Annotated in this window: 11 protein-coding genes and 1 pseudogene; 3 read left to right on the top strand and 9 right to left on the bottom strand. The window is 73.1% G+C overall.

The window, feature by feature from the left end; genetic code table 11:
* The first annotated feature begins 218 nt into the window (after nt 1-218).
* Both ACFWBB_RS22945 and ACFWBB_RS22940 read left to right on the top strand, forming a co-directional pair.
* The gene (locus tag ACFWBB_RS22945; protein ID WP_385275438.1) at nt 219-1,181 is read left to right on the top strand and encodes a carbohydrate kinase; all 963 of its coding nucleotides are present in this window, start codon (nt 219-221) and stop codon (nt 1,179-1,181) included.
* 252 nt (nt 1,182-1,433) lie between these two features.
* Nucleotides 1,434-1,736, top strand: coding sequence for a putative quinol monooxygenase (locus ACFWBB_RS22940; protein WP_385275435.1), 303 nt, complete (start codon nt 1,434-1,436; stop codon nt 1,734-1,736).
* A 456-nt stretch (nt 1,737-2,192) separates the two neighbouring features.
* On the opposite strand, the pseudogene ACFWBB_RS22935 reads toward ACFWBB_RS22940, so the two are convergent.
* The 6 genes and pseudogenes from ACFWBB_RS22935 to ACFWBB_RS22910 form a co-directional block, all read right to left on the bottom strand.
* Nucleotides 2,193-3,272, bottom strand: a pseudogene (locus ACFWBB_RS22935) (LacI family DNA-binding transcriptional regulator).
* Between the two features lie 196 nt (nt 3,273-3,468).
* Nucleotides 3,469-4,053: a class F sortase gene (locus ACFWBB_RS22930; RefSeq protein ID WP_385275554.1), complete on the bottom strand. Its 585-nt coding sequence runs from the start codon at nt 4,051-4,053 to the stop codon at nt 3,469-3,471.
* 475 nt (nt 4,054-4,528) lie between these two features.
* Nucleotides 4,529-4,924: a sortase-dependent protein gene (locus tag ACFWBB_RS22925; RefSeq protein WP_385275432.1), complete on the bottom strand. Its 396-nt coding sequence runs from the start codon at nt 4,922-4,924 to the stop codon at nt 4,529-4,531.
* Nucleotides 4,925-5,193: 269 nt separating this feature from the next.
* Nucleotides 5,194-7,314 carry a sensor histidine kinase gene (locus ACFWBB_RS22920; protein WP_385275551.1) on the bottom strand — a complete coding sequence of 707 codons (2,121 nt, stop codon included), beginning with the start codon at nt 7,312-7,314 and terminating at the stop codon, nt 5,194-5,196.
* Between the two features lie 25 nt (nt 7,315-7,339).
* Nucleotides 7,340-8,131: a response regulator transcription factor gene (locus ACFWBB_RS22915; protein ID WP_385275548.1), complete on the bottom strand. Its 792-nt coding sequence runs from the start codon at nt 8,129-8,131 to the stop codon at nt 7,340-7,342.
* Nucleotides 8,132-8,335: 204 nt separating this feature from the next.
* Nucleotides 8,336-9,241, bottom strand: coding sequence for an LLM class flavin-dependent oxidoreductase (locus ACFWBB_RS22910; protein ID WP_385275545.1), 906 nt, complete (start codon nt 9,239-9,241; stop codon nt 8,336-8,338).
* Between the two features lie 148 nt (nt 9,242-9,389).
* Here ACFWBB_RS22910 and ligA point away from each other — a divergent pair, with 148 nt between their 5' ends.
* Entirely contained in the window at nt 9,390-11,537 is a 2,148-nt protein-coding gene (gene ligA, locus ACFWBB_RS22905) for an NAD-dependent DNA ligase LigA (protein ID WP_385275429.1), read from the top strand.
* 360 nt (nt 11,538-11,897) lie between these two features.
* Here the strand turns inward: ligA and ACFWBB_RS22900 are convergent, their stop codons facing one another.
* The 3 genes from ACFWBB_RS22900 to ACFWBB_RS22890 all read right to left on the bottom strand — a co-directional run bounded on the left by ACFWBB_RS22900 (nt 11,898) and on the right by ACFWBB_RS22890 (nt 18,545).
* On the bottom strand, nt 11,898-12,965 hold the full coding sequence (locus ACFWBB_RS22900) for a glycoside hydrolase family 5 protein (protein ID WP_385275426.1): 1,068 nt from the start codon (nt 12,963-12,965) through the stop codon (nt 11,898-11,900).
* Between the two features lie 543 nt (nt 12,966-13,508).
* Complete coding sequence (locus tag ACFWBB_RS22895; protein ID WP_385275423.1) at nt 13,509-14,546, bottom strand: rod shape-determining protein; 1,038 nt, start codon at nt 14,544-14,546, stop codon at nt 13,509-13,511.
* Between the two features lie 237 nt (nt 14,547-14,783).
* The gene (locus tag ACFWBB_RS22890; RefSeq protein ID WP_385275420.1) at nt 14,784-18,545 is read right to left on the bottom strand and encodes an SAV_2336 N-terminal domain-related protein; all 3,762 of its coding nucleotides are present in this window, start codon (nt 18,543-18,545) and stop codon (nt 14,784-14,786) included.
* Nucleotides 18,546-18,578 lie beyond the last annotated feature (33 nt).

The following is an 18,578-nucleotide window of genomic DNA, read 5'->3' as shown; positions in this document are numbered from 1 at the left end:
TCGGCAGCCGTCGTCTCCACGCGGCCGGTCAACGACCGTGCCACCACGCCGCCGCATTGCCGACTTTGCGCCGCCCCTTCGCCCGGTCTTTCCCAGTCCTTTCAGTCCTTTCCGAGCCCGTCGAGCCCGTCGAGCCCCTCGAGCCCTCCGAGCCTTCGGAGCCTTTCGAGCCTTCCGAGCCTTTCGAGCCTTCCGAGCCTTTCGAGAGAGAGCAGCCCATGAGCACGCGTCAGATCACCGTTCTGGGAGAGTGCGTCGCGGACGCCTTCACGGAACCGGCAAACGCCTCGAACGAACTCGCTCTGCGGGTGCTGCCGGGCGGCGGGCCCGCGAACACCGCGGTCGCCCTGGCCCGGCTCGGGACGCCGGCCCGCTTCCTCGCGCGTCTGTCAGGCGATGTGTTCGGCCGCCTGTTCAGGGCCCATCTCGAGGCGTCCGGTGTGGACCTGTCGTACGCCGTCGCCGCCGCCGAACCCAGCACGCTGGCCGTGGCGGAACTGGACGCCACCGGGCAGGCGGCGTTCTCGTTCCATGCGCAGAACACGGCCGACTGGCAGTGGACTCCGGGCGAACTGGCGAGGGTGGATCTGTCCGGGACGGCCTGCGTGCACACCGGGTCGCTGGCGTTGGTCCGTGAGCCCGGCGGGGCGGTGGTGGAGGAGTTCCTGGCGGCGGCGGCCCCGCGGGCCACCATCAGCATCGACCCCAACGTCCGGCCGCTGCTGGTGCGCCCCGAGGCCTACCGCGCCCGGTTGGCGCGCTGGTGCGCTCTCGCCGACATCCTGCGCCTGAGCGGGGACGACCTGGAACTCCTCCTGCCGGGCACCCCGCCCGAGCAGGCGTGCGACACCTGGCATGCCGCCGGGGTGCGGCTCGTCGTGATCACGCTCGGCGACGACGGCGCCCTGGCCTCGCTCGACGGCGAACGGCTGCGGGTGCCCGCGGTGGCCACGCGGGTCGTCGACACGGTCGGCGCGGGGGACTCCTTCACCGCCGGGCTGCTGCACCAGCTCGGCTCCCGTGGACTTCTCGGTGGCCGGCTGGCCGGACTCGGTCTCGACGACGTCGCGGAAGCCTGCCGGTTCGGCGCCCGGGTCGCGGCGCTGACCTGCTCGGTCGCCGGTCCGAATCCGCCGTGGCGGGACCAGTTGGCAGACCTCACGGCCGCCGGCGGCGCCTGACCGTCCTGGCCGGCCGGGCGGGCCCCGACGGACGATTCCGCCGGAACCGTTGACGCGTCGGCAGGATGTCGTTCATCATCGGGCCACTCGATGTCATCGATGACATAAGTCAACGATGACATGGCATCACCCCTGGTCGGCGGAGTGGACGACCGAACGGCGACCAGGGCGTCACCTGCCGGCCGGATCGCGTGGTCCGGCACCTCGGCCACGGCCACAGGTGACGTCCGCGACTGACAAGGACACGAGACCGTGAAGAAGACCCTGCTCGCCGAGTTCACCGCCCGTGAGGGAGCGCAGGACGAGGTCGCCCGCCTGATCGGCGACTACGCCCTCAAGGTGCGCGAGGAAGAGGGCAACATCGCCTTCGACGTCTACACCAGGGAAGCCGACCCGCGCGCCTTCTGGATCTTCGAGGTGTACCGGGACGAGGACGCCTTCCAAGCGCACCTCAACGCCCCGTACGGCGGCCCCTTCAACGACGTCCTCGTCCCGCTGATCGAGGAGGACGCCTCCGTGCTGACGTTCCTGAACCCGCTGTCCGCGGAGCTGTGACCGGCATCCGACCAGGTAGCTATGGGGCGGGGCGGGACGAGCCGGGCGGCGGTGCGTGCACTGCTCCACGGTCGGCGGTCCGCCACGTCGGTCGCTCCGCCGCCCCGACTCTGACCCCGGAACGGCGAAGCCCCACCGGTACAGGCGGCCGTCACTACCGGCCGCCGGCGCGGTCTGCCAGGACCGTGCCCAGTGATTCGGAGGACGACCCTGGCCGGAATCGAGAACCAGGCGCCTCGCGCTGACGAGCATAGTCGCGGCGGGTCCGTCCCCGTCGTCGGCCAGCCGCGAGTTCGGAACTGAGCGCGCTGCGGCTTCGGAAGGCTTCATCCCTGTGAAGTCGCCGTCGTCGCAGGCGATCAGCCAAAAGCGCGTGAAGCACCTGAGGGCTCACGCGAAGCCCCGTCGTCCCACGCAGAAGCCCCGCCGTTTCCGGCGCGGCGATGGCCGACGGAGTCACGCGGGCGCCGGGCCCGAGCTTTCGCGGAGGATCAGCTCCGTGCCTGCGAACGTCGGAGCGGGGGGCCGGTAGCCGGACTCCAGCTGGGCCCGCAGGAGTGCGAAGGCGTCGCGGCCCAGGCCCTGGAAGTCCATCCGGACGGTGGTGAGGGAGGGGGTGACGAACCCCGAGTGCGGGGCGTCGTCGAAGCCGAGGACGCTGACGTCCCCCGGCACCGACCGCCCCGCGTGGTGCAGAGCGCGCAGCACGCCCAGCGCCAGATCGTCGTTGCCGCACAGGATCGCCGTGACGCCCGGGTCGCCGGCGAGTGCCCGTCCCTGGTCGTAACCGACCTGCGCGTCCCAGCCCTTGCCGCCGTGGGGTTCGGTCGGGTTGATGCCGGCCGCCTCCAGGGCCCCTCGCCAGCCCTGCGCCCGTGGGCCTTCCGAGCGCCGGGTGTCCGTGCCCCCCGAGGTGGGGATCGCCACGTAGTGAACCGTCCGGTGCCCGAGTTCCAGCAGGTGCGCGGTGGCGGTGCGGGCCGCTTCACGGTCGTCCGCTCAGACGGCCGGACGGGGAGGTGTCCGCCCGTGGGACGGCGCTTCGACGACCGCGGCGCACGGCACGTTCTCCGGGACCCGGTCCAGAGCCGCGGCGGCGAGCCGGTCGAAGCCGATGACCATCAGTCCGCCACCGTCGGCCGCGGCCGAGGAGATGGTGCGGTCCAGGTCGTCCTCGGGCGTCAGCAACTTCACGCCCAGCGAGTAGCCCGCGGCGCGGGCCGCTTCCTCCAGGCCCTGGAGGGTGGCCGCGTAGCCGTAGAGGGTCGTGTTCGACGTCAGGACGGTGACCGCCCGGGTCACGCCGCCGGCCAGCGCGAACGCTGTGGGGTTGCGCCGGAATCCCAGCGTCTCGATGGCCGCCTCGACCCGTTTTCGGGTCTCCTCGCGGACGTTCGGGTGACCGTTGATGACCCTCGAAACCGTCTGGTACGAGACGCCCGCGACCTGAGCGACGTCCCGGATGCTGGCGGCCTTGCGCGGTCCCTGTCCGGGGTCCGAGGGGCTGCCGGGGCGTGTGTGACCGGTCACATCCATCCTCTCAGTGTGAGCGGTCACAACGTCGGCCGTCAACACGGGCCGGTGATGTGCCCGGCGGTCGTAGCGACGCACCTCGCACGCCGCCGGTTCCCTCGGACGCGGTGTGCGGGCTGGGCCGCCCGTCGAATCGCGTGCCGGTCTCAGCTCGGCGCGGGTCTCAAGTTCAGCGTCGTTCTCAAGTTCAGCGTCGGTCTCAGCTCAGCGTCGCGTAGACGATGAGGTTGTTCACCGGGTGCCCCTGCGCGTCGAAGTCGCCGTCGCAGGTGATCAGCCGCAGGGCGCGGTCCCCTGTCGGGCCGTAGACCCTCTTGGTGGGGAAGGCGCTCTTGCTGACGCTCTCGGTGCTCGTGACGGAGAAGTGCGCCGCTTTTCCCTGCCGGTCGGTGACGGTGATGTCCGCACCCTTGGCGATCTTGTTGAGGTCGTGGAAGACGGCCTTGCCGAACCGGGTGTCGTTGTGGCCGATGATGACGGCGGCACCGGGCTCACCGGGCACGGCACCGCCGGTGTACCAGCCCGCGGTCATGCCCCTTTCGGCCGGTGGGACCTCCACGGTGCCGTCCGTGTTGAGACCCAGTTTCATCAGGGAACTGCTGATCCCGATCGAGGGGATGGACACCTTGGCGGGGGCGGGGAGCCGCTCGGTCCGCGGGGCGCCGCCGGACGCGGGGGTGCCCACGGCGGCGGGGGAGGCCGAGGTGCCGGCGGAGGCCGGGGCGGCCACGTCGGAGGCCTTCCCGGGGTCGGACGAGCAACCCGTGAGGACGGCCAGGGTCACGGGTACGGCGAGGGCGAGGCGGGTGAGGTGGGTGAGGCGGGTGAGGTGGGCGAGTTGGGTGCCTCGGGTGAGGCCGGTGAGGTGGCCGACGGCCGGCGGGGTGGCGACGCGGGGCCGTACCGGACGGGGTGCAGGGGACACGACGGGCTCCAGAGCAGGGTTGGTGCGTAAGCGGCGGTGGGTCGGGCCGCGCGTGGTGGACGGCCTGGCCGGGGTCGGACGGCGAACGGTGGACGGCGGACGGCGGACCCCAGACGGCGAACGGCGGACGGCGGACCCCGGACGGCAGACGGAAAACGGCGGACGGCGGACGGCGGACTTCAGACGCTGAACGGCGGACGGCGGACGGCGGACGGCGGGGTGTGACGGTGATGCGCAGCGGTTCGCGGTGATGTGCGGTAGGCCACGGCGATACGCGCAGGCGCCGCCCGTTGAGGGGCGGCGCCACGTTGTGCCGGTCGGGATTTGTGCGGGGTCAGCCGTTGCGTCGGTCGGCCGTGCGGCGGCGTATGACGTAGGTGCCCGCGCCGGCGAGAAGCAGGGCGCCGGCGGCCGAACCGGCGAGAGCGGTGGTGCCGGCGCCGCTGTTCCCGCCGTCGGCCACGGCCTCGCCCGCGGCTACGCCGCCCCGCGGCAGCCCCTTGGCGGCCTCGGCCTTCCTGGCCGCGACCGCCGCGTCCTCCTTCGCCTTCTTCGCCTTGGTCACCTTGTCGGCTTCGGCCTTCCTCTTGGCCACGGCCGAGTCTTCGGCCGTCGTCGCGCTCGCCGCCGGGGTCGGGTCGTCGGCGAAGGCCGCGGTGGCGGGGGCGAGCATCACGCCGCCCGCGAGGGCGGTCAGTACGGCGAAACGCAGGGTGAGACGGCGGGACATGTGTGACTCCAGTTCCAGCCCGGCCACGGTGACCAGGCTTGGCCGAAGACTGGCCGCCACTTGTGAAGAAGCTGTCAGAGGCTCATGGTCATCGAGTCATCGAGTCATCGAGTCATCGAGTCATCGAGGCGTCAGGCCATTGATGCGTCGGGCCGTCGGGCCGTCGGGTCGCCAGGCCGCAGGCTCGTCGAGTCGTCGAGTCGTCGGGGGCACCGAGTGGTCGGGTCGGCGGGCCAGGGGGTCAGGTCAGGGGTGATGGGGGCGTCGCCTCAAGGGCGGCCTGTGGTTTCCTCGCCGTCCGTCCGCCGACCGGTGTCCCCGCCGGGCAGGCCGGACAGGGCGGACAGGCCGGGCACCGCGGGTACCGCGGGTACCGCGGGCACGGCGGGCAGGGCGGGCAGGGCGGACAGGGCGGACAGGCCGGGCGCGGCGGGCAGGGCCGGCAGCCGCAGGGTGAAGACCGAGCCCTGTCCTTCGGTGCTCACCACGCTTGCCGTGCCCCCGTGTGCCTCGGCGAGCTTGAGCACGATCGCCAGCCCGAGGCCGCTGCCGCCGGTGCTGCGGTTACGGGACTTCTCCGCCCGCCAGAAGCGGTCGAACACATGCGGCACGTCGACCGCCGGGATGCCGCTACCGGTGTCGGCCACCTCGACGGCCACCTCGTCCCCGGCCTCCGTGACGTACGAACGCAGCGTCACCCTGCCGCCGGCCGGGGTGTGGCGTACGGCGTTGGAGAGCAGGTTGCTGACCGCCTGGCGCAGCCGGACCGGGTCGGCCTCGATGGGCGGCGCAGGAGGGGAGCCGGGCGCCTTGGAGACCTCCAGGGTCACGCCCCCGGTCTCGGCCGGCCCCTGGTGTGCCGCGGCGACCTGGCCGAGCAGGTCGTCGACGGACATCGGCTCCCGGTGCAGCCGCAGCGCGCCCGCGTCGGCCGCCCCCAGGTCCTGGAGATCGTTGATGAGGTGCTGGAGCTGTATCGCCTCGTCGAGGAGCGAGGAGACGAACGCCGGGTCCGGCTCGGCCAGACCGTCGTGCGCGGCCTCCAGCCAGCCGCGGATGTTGCTCAGCGGGGTGCGCAACTCGTGGGCGACGTCGCTGACCATCACCTTGCGCTGTTCCTCGAGCCGGGTCCGGTGTGCGGCCATGTCGTTGAAGGCCGCCGCCAGCCGTCCGATCTCGTTGTCCGGGCCGACCGGCACGGGCGCCGAGTCCAGGCCGTCCCGCATCCGCTGAGCGGCGCCGGTGAGCGCGTGCAGCGGCCGTACGAGCCGGGTCCCGGCGATCACCGAGGCGCCTACGGTGAGAGCGAGGACGAGGGCCGTGACACCGGCGATGCGCGCGGTGTTGGCCGGCGAGAGGTCGAGGCCGGCCGCGCTGACGGCGCCGGGGCCGTCGATGAACAGCAGGGTGGGCGCGGCGACATAGGCCGTGAGTTGTTCACGCCGGGCGCTGCCGACACAGGCCGCCACGGCCCGGTCGTACCCGCTGTCACGGGCCCGCGTCCTGCGGTCGGCCGGAACGCCCGCCGCTGCCGCCGCCTCCTCGTCCATCCGCCGCTTGATCGCCTCTTCGTCGGAGATGCCGGACTCGGGCACGGGGACCGGCGCCGCCGAGCCGGTCTCCGCACCTCCCTGTCCGTATCCCCGGTCCCAGGACAGGTCCAGGGTCAGCTTCACGCCCGTGCGGCCCTGCCGCTTCAGGCACGCGTCGGCGAGTTGCCCGAGGGCGCGCAGCGCCTTCTCCTCGGTCGCGGTGGTACCGGCCCCGCCGACGGCCAGACACTTCAACTCCCGTTCACGGTCGGTATTGTCGCTCACGAACCGGACCCAGGGCCGCCCGCTGGGGCTGTCGACGACGTCCGCGGCGATGCCCATCCCCGCCAGGCACTCCGTGCTCCGGGCAGTGGCCCTGCGCAGGACCGTACGTTCCTTCGCCGGCAGCAGGAACGGCCCCACGGCCCGTGGATCGACGCGGTCCGTGCCGACCGGGACGGCGTCGGGCACCAGCACGGTGTCGACCGACAGCGGGTCGAGGACCGCCGACGCCTGCCGTGGCAGCGAGGCGGCGGGCGAGGTGCCGGCGGCGGAGTCCAGGAGCGGTCGCCGGTCCTCGGTGGTCAGTACGATCCGGCGTCCGGACTCCCGGGCCAGATCGCGCACGGTGCCGTCGGCGCCCGCCCAGTCGGGATGGCCGGCCGCGTAACCCAGCAGGGTGTTGTAGATTTTTGCGTCGGCACTGAGGTTGCGTCCCTGCTCCTGGCGGATCGCGACGGAGGTCGTCTGCACGGCGAGCCAGGCGGTGGCGGCGACCGAGCACGACGCCACCAGCGCGGAGACGGTCAGCATCCGGCCCAGCAGGCTCTTGCGCAGCGGCGGTCGCGGCCGCTTCATCCCCTTCATGCGCTTCGTCCGTTCGTCATGACGACGCACGGCGGGCCCCCTTCGCGGGGTCGGTCAGCTTGTAGCCGACGCCGAACATGGTGAGCAGCCGGACCGGCCGTCGCGGCGCCCGTTCGATCTTCTTGCGCAGATGCATGACATGTACGTCGACGGTGCGGCCGCTGATGTACTTGTCGAAGCCGTGCAGCTCCGCCAGGAGCCGCTGCCTGGTGAAGACCCGGTCGGGTTCCGCCGCCATGGCGGCGAGGATGCGGAACTCGCCGGGCGTGCACACGACCGGTGTCCCGCCCACCGACACCTCGTGCCGGACGGGGTCGATCCTCAGCGTGCCGACCGTCAGCGCCTCGTCGGCCGGGACGGACACGGGCGCGGGCGCGAGGCCGGGCAAGGGGCCGGGCGCGGGGCCGGGCACGGTCACGAAGTCGGCGGCGGGGGCGGAGATCCCGGTCCTCGTACGCCGGTCGCGGCGCAGCAGCGTGCGTACCCGGGCCACCAGCTCACGTGGGCTGAACGGCTTGGTCATGTAGTCGTCGGCGCCGAGATCCAGCCCGAGCAGGAGATCGTCCTCGGTACTGCGGGCCGTCAGCATCAGGACCGGTATCTCACGGTCCTCCGCACGTAGGATCCGCACCACGTCGAGGCCGTCGGCCCGGGGCATCATCACATCGAGGACGATCAGGTCGGGTTCCCGGTGCCGGACCTCCTCGAGAGCCGCACGGCCGTCCTCGACGACCGTGACCGCGTGTCCCTCGTGCTCGAGGTAGCGGCGCACCAGTTCTGCCTGCTTCGCGTCGTCTTCGGCGACCATGATGTTTGCGCACACGCCGAGGATCGTAGCGAGCGTCCCACCGGACATCCCGGTAAGTTGTCCTGCCGCTGGGGGAGTTGGGGCGATTCGGCACCCGAGCCGCTCACCGGGGGCCGGAGGACCACTCCAGTTGGCGGACGAGTTCGTCGTCGCCGGGGCGGGTCACGGCCGTACCTCCGGCGCTGCTGGACGGTGGCACGCGGCTCACCCGTTCAGCGACGGAAGGCCGTCAGCACGGCTGGGACGGAAGGCCGTCAGTACGGCTTCGAGCTGGCGCAGCGGCTCGGGGCCGACGACGCGCAGGACGACGGTGTCGGCACCGGCGGCCGCCAGGGCGTGGATGTCGCCGACGGCCTGCGCGGCGGTGCCCGACACGGTGAACACCTCCTCCTGGGGACGGCCGAGCCAGGCTCCGTGGCCCTCGGTGTGCGGGTGCAGGATCCGCGCGACCTGGCTCGGATCGTCGCCCACGCACGCGAAGGACAGCACGGTCAGCGTGTGTTCGGGGCCGGCCCCGCCCTTGGCGGTGAGGGTCCTCGTGTTCTCCAGGTCCTGCGGGCCGTGGCCCTCGGCGATCAGGGTGCCGTCCGCGACCCGGCCGGACAGTTCGAGGGAGCGGGCGCGGACCACGCCCGCCACCACCGGCGGCACCTGGACCGGCGGATGCACCAACTTCACGCCGTCCAGGCGCACTTCGCGGCCCTCCAATTCGACCCGCTCACCGCGCAGCAGTGCGCGCACCGAGGTGATCGTCTCCTCCAGGAGGGCCAGCGGCGACCGGGGGGCGACGCCGACCGACTCCATCCACTCCCGCACCCCGTGCCCGATCCCGGCCACCAGCCGCCCGGGGAACACCCGGGCCAGCGTGGCCAGTTCCATCGCCAGCAGCGCCGGGCTGCGCAACGGGGCGGGTGTGATCCCGATGCCCACCCGCAACCGCTCGGTCGCCCCCAGCGCCACGGCCGCCGCCGACACCCCACCGTTCCAGCCGAGGTCCTCGACCACCCACAGGTCGTCCACCCCGAGCGCCTCGGCCCGCCGCGCGAACCCGGGCAGGTCCTCGGGCGCCCAGTCGCGGTCGTACATGACACCGACCCGTACGTTCGTCACGTTCGTCATGCCCCCGGAACCTACGGGGTGGACGGCGAGTGGATCAACGGCGTATCGAGGCCCGGGGCGGTCGCCCCTGTGCTCCTGGAAGCCCGGTCCGCCCGCATCGTCCCGGGCGTTGTCAGTGGTGGCAGGCAGGATGTGAGGCATGACAACACCCGGTGCAGTGATCGAGGATGCCGTCGCCTACGCGCAGGCGATCGAGGATGCGGTGCGGGCGTCGGCCGCCTACTACGCCGGTGGCACTTCGGTGCTGGACGACGACGCCTACGACCGGCTGGTCCGCTCCATCGCGGCGTGGGAGGACGAGCACCCGGAGCAGGTGCTGCCCGACTCGCCGACCGGGAAGGTCGCAGGCGGAGCGGTGAAGGGCGATGTCCCGCACACGAGAGCCATGCTGAGCCTGGACAACGTTTTCTCCCCGGAGGAGTTCACCGCGTGGACCGCCTCGCTCGCCCGGCGCGTCGGCCATGAAGTCACCCCGTTCAGTGTCGAGCCGAAGCTGGACGGTCTGGCGATCGCGGCCCGTTACACCCGCGGCCGTCTGACGCGGCTGATCACCCGCGGCGACGGGACGGCCGGGGAGGACGTCTCGCACGCCATCGGCACCGTCGAGGGCCTGCCGGCCGTACTGTCGGAACCGGTCACGGTCGAGGTGCGCGGCGAAGTCCTGATGACGACCGCCCAGTTCGAGCACGCCAACGAGGTACGCACCGCGCACGGCGGCGCACCCTTCGCCAACCCGCGCAACGCCGCGGCGGGCACCCTGCGCGCCAGGGAACGCGCCTACACCGTGCCCATGACCTTCTTCGGCTACGGTCTGCTGCCCCTGGAAGACACCGATCCCGCGCTGGCCGCGCTGCTCGAGGAGAGCGCGCACAGCGACCTCATGATCCGGGCCGGCGCGTACGGCGTGCACACCACCGCGGCGACGGCCGTGCCCGGCATCACCGCGAGCACGGCCGAGGAGGTGCTGGCCCGCGTCACCGAGATCGCCGCGTTGCGGGCCTCGCTGCCCTTCGGGATCGACGGGATCGTCGTCAAGGCCGACCTGGCCGCCGACCAGCTGGCCGCCGGATCGGGTTCGCGGGCCCCGCGCTGGGCGACCGCCTACAAACTGCCCGCCGTCGAGAAGATCACCCGGCTGCTCGCCGTGGAGTGGAACGTGGGCCGGACCGGCATCATCGCCCCCCGAGCCGTCCTGGAACCCGTGCGGATCGACGGCTCCACCATCACCTACGCCACCCTTCACAACCCGTCCGACATCACCCGCCGCGACCTGCGCCTGGGCGACCACGTCATGGTCCACCGGGCCGGGGACGTCATCCCCCGCATCGAAGCGCCCGTCGCCCATCTGCGCACCGGCGACGAACAGCCCATCGTCTTCCCCGAGGCGTGCCCGCGCTGCGGCTCGGACATCGACACCAGCGAACAGCGCTGGCGCTGCGTCAACGGCCGCAACTGCCACCTCGTCGCCTCCCTGTCCTACGCCGCCGGACGCGACCAGCTCGACATCGAGGGCCTCGGCCACACCCGGGTCGTCCAACTCGTCGAAGCCGGCCTGGTCGCCGACCTGGCCGATCTGTTCGCCCTCACCCGCGAACAGCTCCTCGGCCTGGAACGGATGGGGGAGACCAGCACCGACAACCTCCTCACCGCGCTCACCACGGCCAGGAACCAACCGCTGTCCCGCGTCCTGTGCGCCCTCGGCGTCCGCGGCACGGGCCGCTCCATGTCCCGCCGTATCGCACGCCACTTCGCCACCATGGACCACCTGCGCGCCGCCGACGCCGAAGCGATCCAGCGGGTCGACGGCATCGGCACGGAGAAGGCGCCGTCCATCGTCGCCGAGCTCGCCGAACTGGCCCCGCTCATCGACAGACTCGTCGCCGCCGGCGTGAACATGACCGAGCCCGGCGCCACCCCGCCCGCCCCGGCGACGCCCGACGGGACCGACGCGGCCGACGGCGCCGGTGGCGGGGAAGGCGCGCAGGACGTTGGTGCCGGGCCGCTGGCCGGGATGACCGTGGTCGTCACCGGGGCGATGACCGGAGTACTGGAGAAGCTCAGCCGCAACCAGATGAACGAGCTCATCGAACGTGCCGGCGGCCGCTCCTCCTCCAGTGTCTCCAAGAAGACCAGCCTGGTCGTCGCCGGGGAAGGCGCCGGGTCCAAGCGGGCCAAGGCCGAAACCCTCGGGATCCGTCTCGCCGCGCCGGACGAGTTCGCCGAGCTCGTCGCCGACCACGTGGACGCGGGTACCGGCGGGGAGCCGACGGTCCAGGACAGGTCGTAGACGCGCGTGGGGCCCGCCGGCCCTCGGGTCGGCGGGCCCCGTGGCGGTGATCGGTCGGCGAGGCGCGGTGGGGGCCGCTGCCTGGGGCCGATCACGGGGAGATGGTCACACCTGGTCTGTCTCGGTTGCGGTTGCGGCTGCGGCAGTTCTGACCGCCGACCGCCGACCGCCGACCGCCGGCCTCTGACCGCCGACTGCCGGCCTCTGACCGCCGGCCTCCGGTCGCCGACGACTTCAGCCCGGGGTTTCAGCCCTGACTGTCGCGGCCTTTCCGTCGCGGCCGTCGCTGTCGCTCGTGGCCCCTTGGCGGTCTCAGCCCTCGACCGTCTCAGCCCTCGACCGTCTCAGCCCTCGACCGTCTCAGCCCTTGACGGGCTTGCCGTGGCCCCAGGCCCAGGCGAGGCGGTCGGCGCCGGACTGGTTGGTGGTGGCCAGCCAGGGACGGGCGGTGGTGCCGGTGAGGGTCTGGATCGAGTACGTGTCGTCGGTGCGCAGACCCGGCCAGTACACGGAGCCCATCTTCAGCTCACGGAAGGTGTCGGTGACGGCCTGGACGTAGTTGACGAAGTTGTCGTCCGGCGTCTTCACGTTGTAGTTCAGGCCGGTCGTCATCGGAGCGCCGAACTCGTCCGCGACCGTCCGGTTCGCACAGTCGCCGATGCGCACCTTCAGGTCGGCCACCCACTGGTCGTAGGTCGCGTAGTCCTTCCAGAACCCGTAGTGGTGCAGGGAGAGGTACGTGCCCTTCAGGCGCGGGTCGGCGCAGACCGTGGTGACGTGGTCGTTGTAGCCGGCACCGCTGACGAAGACCCGGTTGCGCGGGACCTTCGAGTACGTCGACAGCCACTTCGCGGCGATGTCGGCCCACTCGGTGTCGGTGTAGCCGTGCGGCTCGTTCATCGGCTCGAAGTAGACGTGCTTGTCGTTCTTGTACGCCTTGACGACGGTGTCCCACATCGGCCAGTACGTGGCCGTGTCGTCGATGTAGCCGTCCTTCTGGGCGCCCGTGCCCTCCCAGTAGGAGACGATGACCTTGAAGCCCTGGTCAGAGGCCGCGTCGATGACACCGCGGTAGGACTTCCAGTAGGCGCCGTTGACCGTGTACGGGTTGATGGGCAGCCGCACGGTGTTGGCACCGAGGTTCGCGCGGAACGCCGCGATGATGCGCGTCGCCTTCGCGTAGGTCTGCCGGTAGGTGTCCGTCGTCGACAGCCCGGACAGCTGGAGCAGGTCGTCGGCGAAGTTGTCCCGCGGGTCGGCCCAGTTCACGCCCTTGAACTGGGTCGTGTCGGTGGCCGGCGCGGAGCCGGAGGACGCGGAGGCCGGGCTGCCGGCCAGGGTCGCGCCGGTGACGGCGGCGACGGCGACCGCGACGAGGGCGGCGCGCAGGCGGGGGGTACGGGAGGCTCTGGTGGGGGTCTTGCGCATGGACGTGCCCTTTCAGGAGAGGCGGCTCGGCGCAGGGGGACGCACGGGCTGGGCGGCGACCGCCACGCGATGTTTGCGTAAACATGAAGCCCCGGAGTGGCTGGATGTTTGCGTAAACATGGCGGCGCCGGAATCGTGGCACCCGGGCTTGTGATCGTCAAGGTTTCGGGCGCGTAACGTCCGATGCGCGAGTGGCGGACGGGGTGGGGGCGGTGGGTCCGTGGGCGGAGTCGGGGGAGGCCCTCTTCACTCGTCCTGTTGCCGGGAACGAGCGTGACGCACGCGGAAATCCCTGTTCAGGCGGGTACGCGGGTACTGCACTCGACCTCTGTCACCAGAAAAAGCTGGAGGTCACCGGATTCGCCACCTCGCTCCAGGAATTCGGGTTCGGCGGCACGCAGGCGGCACCGGTGCGCAGCACAGCCACGGCCACCGGCGCGTTGTCCCACGAGTTCTCGCGCAACCCCTCCGGCCGTCCGGGAGGGGGGAGGCGTGGGGGAGCGGGTGGGCGGTCGGTCGGGCGGTCGGGCGGCCGGTCCCGGCTCAGGCGCCCAGCGGGGCCAGGGTCAGTGGTTCGATCTTGCCCTCCAGCATGGCGCCCAGGCCCTGTGCGGCGCAGATGTCGGGGCGTTCGGCGATGTGCACCGGCATGCCGGTGGCCTGGCGCAGCATCTGGTCGAAGCCCGGCAGCAGGGCGGAGCCGCCGACCATCATGATCCCGCGGTCGGCGAGGTCGGCGACCAGGTCGGGCGGGCACTCGCGCAGCACCCTGCCGATGCCGTCGAGTACGGCGGTCAGCGGGGTCTCGATGGCGTCCCGGACGGCCGCGGTGTCGACCTGTACGGAGCGGGCGAGGCCGGTGGCGACGTCGCGTCCGTGGATCTCGGTGGACGCGGGCCCCTGCGAGGTGAGGCCGTTGCCGGAGAGGGCCACCTGGAGGGGTCGCACGGACTGGCTCGGCAGCATCAGCTCGTGCTCGTGGCGCAGGTGCTGGACGATCGCGTGGTCCACGGCCTCACCGCCCACGGGGATGCGCTCGGCGGTCACGATCGAACCGAGGGAGAGCACGGCGACCTGGGTGGCGGCCGCCCCGCACACCATGATCATGGTGGCCTCGGGGCGCTCGACGGGCAGCCCGCAGCCGACGGCGGCGGCGATCAGGGTGTCGACGAGTTCCACGCGGCGGGCGCCGAGCCCCACCAGCGTCTCGATCGCGGCGCGCTGGGCGAGCGGGTCGGCGTCGTGCGGGGTGCAGGCGGCGGCCCGCAGGAACGGCTTGCGGCGCAGCTGACGACGGATCTTGTCGCCGAGGAGATGGCGCAGCATGCGTTGCGCCATCTCGATGTCGACGACCGTGCCACCGGAGACCGGCCGCACGACACGGATGTAGTGCGGCGTGCGCCCGGTCATCTTCTCGGCGAACTCGCCGACCGCGATCAGCGCGCCGGTACGGGTGTTCACGGCGGCGGCGGACGGCTGGTCGACGACGAGCCCGGCCCCCTTCACGTACACCCGCGTCCGCGCCGCTCCCAGGTCGACGGCGAAATGGCAGCGGCGCAGCTGCTCCAGACTGGCGGTCATGGCAGGTCCTCCCGAGAGCACAGACCGTGGGGGCTCGCCGGGCCGGCGGGCCTCTCGTGCGTGGGCCGCCGGGCGGTCGGCCTCCTTCGCATAGTGCGGGGGCGGGGAGAGGGCCGCCTTTTCGGATGGGCCGGGCGGGGCGCCGCCGAATGGGTGTTTTATCCCATATCCCCGAAGTAGGCAACAGATAAGTGATGACGTGGAGGTGCGTGGCGACGCCGGGCGGTCTCGCCGCCACTACAGCGCGCGTGCCGCCTCCAGCACCGGTGTGAGGGAGGAGACCACCGCGTCGCAGCCCGCCCCCAGCAGTGCCTGCTTGACGGTGGGATTGCGCGCGAGACCGACGAAGCGCAGGCCCGCGGCCCGGGCGGCCGCGAGTTCGGCGGGTGTGGAGCCGATCAGGACGGCGGTGGCGGCGGGCGCCCCGAGCGGCCCCAGGGCGCGCAGCAGCCGGTGCGGGTCGGGCGTGAGGTGGCCGAGGTCGTCGTCGCGGCCGTGGACACCGGCCGGGAGCGGAAGCCGGTACGACTCCAGACAGCGGTGGACGGCCGGTGCGCAGACGTCCGTGGCCACCCCGACCCGGCGGCCGGTGTCGTGAAGGGTGCGGACGAGGACGATCGAGTGGTGCGTCCTGGGCGCGTCCGGTACGGCGCTCAGCTCCAGCCGGTCGAGACGGTCCCGCAGCAGAGGGCCCAGCCGGTCCCGCGCGAAGGCCCGCAGCACGTCCAGCGGGTGCACGAACAGCTCCCGGCCCGCAGCGCCCGGGTCGCCCAGTGGCCGGCCCGCCAGGGCGTCCTCGGGGTGGCGGTGCTCGGCGACGAGCCTGAGCAGGTCGAGTGCGGCCTCGCGGGCGGTCGTCGCCGTGAACAGCCGGACCAGCGGGCCGTCGAAGCCGAACAGCACGGTCTCGGCGTCGGCCAGCAGGTCCAGCAGCGGGCGGGCGGAGGGGCCGGCCGGCCGACGCACCTCGGGCGGCGGGGCGTAGTCCGGCGCGAGCGTGACCGCGCAGCTCACCGCCAGACCAGGCACCGGCCACCTGCCGAGCTGGGCGTTGACGGCCCGCTGCGCACCCGCCGCCCGGCGGACGGAGTGGTGTCGGGTGACCCGGGAGCCCGCCTCGCGCAGATGCGCCAGCAACCGCTCGGACACGCCCGCTGCCTCCGTCCGCACGAACGTCACCGGGTCGTCGACCCGCCAGGTCAGCTCTACGGCGGCGGTGAAGACGCCCTTGCCCGAGCTCGGCAGGGAGATCCGGTGGACGGCGTGCCGGGGGGTGAGGTCGACCTCGTAGTACGTCGCCGGACGTGACGGGCCGCCGTCGTAGGGCGAGACGGGGTCCAGGAGGGTGAGGGGGCGGTCGGGGCGGGTGTGCACGATCGCGGTGCGGCCGGGCGCGGGAATGCCCAGCTGGCGGAGGTCACGGGTGAGGAAGGGACCGCGCACCAGGTCACCGACCTCGTCCGGGCCGCCCGCCGCGTCCGCCGCGCCCGCCCCGGCCTCCTCGTACGGCGGCAGCGGGCAGTACCAGGCGAGCGGCGGGGCGTCCGGAGCGTCGCCGAACAGGGGCCGGAAACGGTGCGGGCCCGCGGCGGCGGAGCTGTCGGCGAAGGACGCGTAGAGGGCCGGCGGGACGGTGAGCAGGACGGGGGCGGAGCTGGGCGGGGGCGCGGGGAAATCGGGTCCGGGTCCGTCCCGGAACGTCACCCGCAGGCGCGGCAGTTCGGCCAGCTCGGCGAGCGGACCGGGCAGCCCCCGCAAGGCGGCGGCGAGCACCGGAAGGAGGTACGCCTCGGGGTGGATCCGCACGACATAGCCGTTCTCACGGACCCGGACCTCGTACTGCTGGGGCGTGAGAGCGCCCCGGGCGAGGACTTCGTGGACGGCGTACTCGAGGGTGATGCGGGTCTCGGGACGGGCGGCGAGGTCGGCGGCAGCCTCGAAGAGGAGACTGGGCTGCGCCCTACTGCCGCCCGCCGTCCGCCCGTCGCCCGCAGCCCGTTCGGGCTCCGGCGCTTCGGCTGTCGTTCGTTCGGGCTCCGGCGCTTCGCCCGCAGTCCGTTCGGGCTCTGGCGCTTCGGCTGTCGTTCGTTCGGGCTCCGGCTCTTCGGCCGCAGTCCGTTTGGGCTCTGGCCCTTCGGCCGCAGTCCGTTCGGGCTCTGGACCTTCGCCCGCAGTCCGCTCGGGCTCCGTCCGTTCGACCGTCGTCCGTTCGGGCTCCGGCTGGTCGGTCGCTGGTGGGTCGGGCACCTTCGGTTCGGGCGTCGGGTGTGCGGCCGTCGGTCGGTCAGGCGGCAGGTGGTCGGATGTCGGGTGGTCGGCCGTCGGGCGTTCGTGCCGCGGGCGTTCGTGCGGCGGGCGTTCGTGCGGCGGGGCGTCGGTCGTCTCGCCGGGGGGTCGTACGGGGGACTCCACGGCCCCGCCCAGCCTTCGTACCGTCTCCTCGCTCACCGTCGCGAACGCCGGTGCCGTGCCGTCGGTCCCGCCGGTCCGCGCGCGGAAGTCGCCCGCCGCGAGGCCCGCCCGTTCGTCGATCAACCCGCCGATCCGGTCCAGGAGTTCGCGGGTGCGGCCGCGTGCCGTGCGCGGCAGGGTGCGGAGCAGCAGATCGCGTACGCCGGGGCGGAAATCGTACGAGCCGGGCGGGCCGGGGGCGGTGGTCAGCAGGCCGCTGAGGATCACCTCGGCCAGGTGCTGGGGGCGCGGGTCGCGGTTCACGGCACGCTGGACGAGACGCATCACCGGGACCGAGGGGACGGCCAGGGCCAGATGGCCGGCCAGCCGGAAGGCTTCGCGGGAGGCGGTGGCGCGGAAGTGCAGGACCAGGTCCTGGGCGGACAGGGCGGCCGGCGCGGGGCCCTGCGGCTCGTCGGACGGGGGTGGTGCGGGCGTCGGCGGCAGCCAGGCAACCGCCCCCGGGATGCGGGTGCCGCCCGGGTCCGCCACCAGCGCCGCCCAGTTGGCCAGCCAGGGCGCGCCCGGTTCCAGGACGGGGAGCGGGACGGCTCCGTCGGGCCGGGACGCGGTCGCGGGGTCGTACGAGGTGAACGTGAGCGCGCGGAGCGGGGCCGCCCGGGTGGCGGAGGAGAGCAGACCCGGCTCGGCGGGGAGGGCCGTCGTGGGCCACAGATGCTCCGGGAGTGGCTGTACGACGGCCAGCGGCATCCGGGTCGCCCAGTGCCGCAGGACCCGGTACCAGCGCTCGCCCGCCCGGCCGGGGCGCCACTGCGGGCCCATGCAGTCGCTCACGATCAGAGTGACCGTCCGGCCGTCCGCCGGGTCGGGGACCTGCCGGGCCTCGCCGTCCGGCCCGGCCGGGCGCAGGGTGACCGCGCGGAAGACGCCCGACTGGACCAGGACGGTGTGCAGTTCGCGGACGAGGGGCCGCCAGACCGGCATCGTCGGGCCGGTGTCGTGGACGAGGTTGAGCCGCAGCCAGCGATCGCGCGCGGGGCGCAGCACGGGCAGCCAGACGTCCGGGTGGGCCCCGAGCCGGGCGATGCGGTCGGCCGTCGCCCGCTCGTCGAGCAGGCGGTCGCGGGCCGAGGGCACCGTGCGTTTCAGCGGGCGCAGGGTCCGCTGCAGGGCGAGGGGGTGGGGCAGCATCGGCGGCGCGGGCGCGAGGACGGGACTGTTCCCGGCGGTGCCGTCACCGGGCGCGGAGAGCGCGGGTGCGGGCGCGGGGAGGTGGAGGGGGATGCGCGCGGCGGGGGCGCCGGGCGCCGGCTTCGGCGACGCGCTCCCGGCCGCGCGGTCGGGCCCGCCGACGGCAGTACCGTCACCGTCAGGCGGGCTGCCGTCCGTGCTGCTGTCCGTGCCACTGGGTGTACCGCCGGTGTCCGCAGCCCGCTCGGCCGCCGAGGCCACCGTGCTCGGCCCCTCCCGTTCCACCGCGTCGCCCGACAGCTGTGCCAGCCAGAGCAGTTCGGCCAGCTCGCGAGGTGTGGGCGTCGAGTCCGCCGCGGCCGTCAGCAGAGCGCTCAGCCGCTCCAGGGCGGACATGTCGTCCCCTGGTCCTCCTCTCGGCCCACCCCT

The organism is Streptomyces sp. NPDC060000, assembly GCF_042737375.1.
In the GTDB taxonomy this organism is placed as follows: domain Bacteria; phylum Actinomycetota; class Actinomycetes; order Streptomycetales; family Streptomycetaceae; genus Streptomyces.
This window is presented reverse-complemented; position numbering and strand designations above follow the sequence as displayed.